The organism is Kitasatospora sp. NPDC059803, assembly GCF_042732255.1.
Taxonomy (GTDB): domain Bacteria; phylum Actinomycetota; class Actinomycetes; order Streptomycetales; family Streptomycetaceae; genus Kitasatospora.
This window is the reverse complement of the sequence record NZ_JBHWIJ010000004.1, coordinates 66410-69158: the sequence shown is the minus strand read 5'-3', so window position 1 is coordinate 69158 and position 2749 is coordinate 66410. Positions and strand designations below refer to the sequence as shown.

The window sequence follows — 2749 nt, the reverse complement described above, 5'->3', positions numbered from 1 at the left end:
GGGGTTGTCCCCCTGCGGGACCTCTTGGCCTTCTTGTTTGTGCCCGCCCACCCCGGCCCCCCGCCGCGCCCCGCTTCCGTTCGGAGGGAAACACGTCGTGCAGGGCGCCAGTTGGGCCGAGGGGCTCCGGTTCGGGTTCGGGACGCTGTCCGTGCTGCGGGTGCGGGTGGAGCGGTGGGACCGGGCCGCGGCCGCGCGGGCGATGACCGCGGCCCCCGTGGTGGGGCTGGTGCTCGGCGCGGCGGCCGCCGGGGCGGGGTCACTGGTGGCCTGGCGGGCCGGCGGGCTGCTCGGGGCGGTGGCGGCGGTGGGGGTGCTGGCCGCGCTCACCCGGGGGCTGCACCTGGACGGTCTGGCGGACGTGGCCGACGGCCTGGGCAGCGGGAAGCCGGCCGAGGACGCTCTGCGCATCATGAAGCAGTCCGACATCGGCCCGTTCGGCGTCCTGACCCTCCTTCTCGTGCTGCTGGCCCAGATCGCCGCGCTGGCCGGACAGTTCGCCGAGTCGACCACACGCGGCGCGCTCGCGGTGCTGGCGTCGGCGGTGACCGCGCGGTGCGCGCTCGCCTGGGGCTGCCTGCGGTCGGTGCCGGCCGCCCGGCCGGGCGGCCTGGGCGCGATGGTGGCGGGCACCGTGGCACCCGCCGGAGCGGTCGCGGGGACGGCCGCCGCGGCGCTCGCCCTGGCCACCCTCGGACTGTTTGACGGATCGTCAACCCTTCGTCTCCCCACGTCCGTTGTGCTCGGCGTCGGCTGCGCCCAGCTGCTGCTCCGGCGCTGCGTACGGCGGTTCGGCGGAATCACCGGGGACGTGCTCGGCGCGATGGCGGAAACCGCCGCGACCGCTTCGCTGTTCGCCCTGGCGTTGCTCGGCTGACACCGGGCGGCGCGTGATCCCACCATGCGGACTACCATGCGGGGAGCACCGCAGCCCTGCACCGTCGCAGGTCCTGCCCGCCCGGCCCGACCCGAGGAGCCGGGGCCTCTGGTGTGCGTGGCCGCGACCTGCGCGGGTGCGCGCGCCAGGGGGCCCGGACCCGGAGCGTGCCGGGCGGTCCGGCCTGCGACGGCGGGTTGCGCCGGTGCGGCAGCCTCGCCGCAACCGGCCGTGGACCGCGAAAGAACAGGACGCATTACGTGACTGCATTGTCTGTGAGCACCTCCTCCGCCGCCTCGCTGCGCGCGGACGCCCTGGTGGTCGGTGTCGCCAAGGGCCCCAAGGGCATCGTGCTGGCCCCCGGCTCCGAGGCCGTGAACGAGGCGTTCGAGGGCAAGCTGACCGAGGTCCTCAGCACCCTGGGCGCGACCGGCGCCGAGGGCGAGGCCGTCAAGGTGCCCTCCCCCGCCGGCCTGAAGGCCGCGCTCGTGCTCGCGGTCGGCCTCGGCGAGGCCGCCGAGGCCGGCTACCAGCTGGAGGCGCTGCGCCGCGCCGCTGGTGTCGCCGCCCGCACCCTGGCCGGCGCCAAGAAGGCCGCGCTGGCCCTGCCGGCCGAGTCCGCGGACGAGGTCGAGGCCGTCGCGCTGGGCGGCCTGCTCGGCTCGTACGCCTTCGGCACCTACAAGGCCGACGGCAGCGGCAAGGAGCCGGTCGGCGAGCTGGTCGTGCTGGCCCCCCGCAAGGGCAGCAAGGACGCCAAGGCGGCCGTGGAGCGCGCCGCCGCGGTCGGCGAGGAGATGAACCGGGCCCGTGACCTGGTCAACACCGCGCCGAACGACCTGAACCCGAAGAGCTTCGCCGCGATCGCCCAGGCGGCCGGCAAGGAGCACGGCCTCAAGGTCGAGGTGCTCGACGAGAAGGCGCTGCTCAAGGGCGGCTTCGGCGGCCTGCTGGGCGTCGGCAACGGCTCGGCCAACCCGCCGCGGCTGGTGAAGGTGGCCTACACCCACCCGAAGGCGAAGGCCACGCTGGCCTTCATCGGCAAGGGCATCACCTACGACTCGGGCGGCATCTCGCTGAAGCCGGCCGGCCACAACGAGACCATGAAGTGCGACATGGCCGGCGCCGCCGCCGTGTTCGCCGCCGTGGTGGCCGCCAAGCGCCTGGGCCTGGCCGTCAACGTGACCGGCTGGCTGGCGCTGGCCGAGAACATGCCGTCCGGCTCCGCCACCCGCCCCGGCGACGTGCTGCGCATGTACGGCGGCAAGACCGTCGAGGTGCTGAACACCGACGCCGAGGGCCGTCTGGTGCTGGCCGACGCGATCGTGCGCGCCGGCGAGGAGAACCCGGACGTCATCGTCGACGTGGCGACCCTGACCGGCGCCATGGTGCTGGCCCTGGGCAACCGCACCTTCGGCGTGATGTCCAACAACGACGAGCTGCGCGCGACCCTGCACACCGTCTCGGGCGAGGTCGGCGAGCAGTCCTGGCCGATGCCGCTGCCGGCCGAGCTGCGCAAGGGCATGACCGAGTCGACCATCGCCGACCTGGCGAACATGGGCGAGCGGATGGGCGGCGGCCTGGTGGCCGGCCTGTTCCTGAAGGAGTTCGTGGCCGAGGGCATCGACTGGGCGCACCTGGACATCGCCGGCCCGGCGTTCCACGAGAGCGCTCCGTTCGGCTACACCCCGAAGGGCGGCACCGCGAGCGCGGTGCGCACCCTGGTCCGGTTCGCCGAGCAGACCGCGGCGGGCGGCAAGGCCTGATCAGGCACCCGAGTCGAGGGGGGGGCGGGGGGGGGGGGCGGGGGCCCCCCGGGCGGTTGCGCGGGGGGGCGCCGGGGGGGCGGCGGGGGGGGCCGGGCGGGCCCGG

General features: G+C 75.5%; 2 protein-coding genes. Both read left to right on the top strand.

Features of this window, described 5'->3' with window-relative positions:
• The first annotated feature begins 97 nt into the window (after window positions 1–97).
• Window positions 98–877 carry an adenosylcobinamide-GDP ribazoletransferase gene (locus ACFV6I_RS01465; protein WP_380423232.1) on the top strand — a complete coding sequence of 260 codons (780 nt, stop codon included), beginning with the start codon at window positions 98–100 and terminating at the stop codon, window positions 875–877.
• Window positions 878–1137: 260 nt separating this feature from the next.
• Window positions 1138–2643: a leucyl aminopeptidase gene (locus ACFV6I_RS01460; RefSeq protein ID WP_380336568.1), complete on the top strand. Its 1506-nt coding sequence runs from the start codon at window positions 1138–1140 to the stop codon at window positions 2641–2643.
• Window positions 2644–2749: the final 106 nt, after the last annotated feature.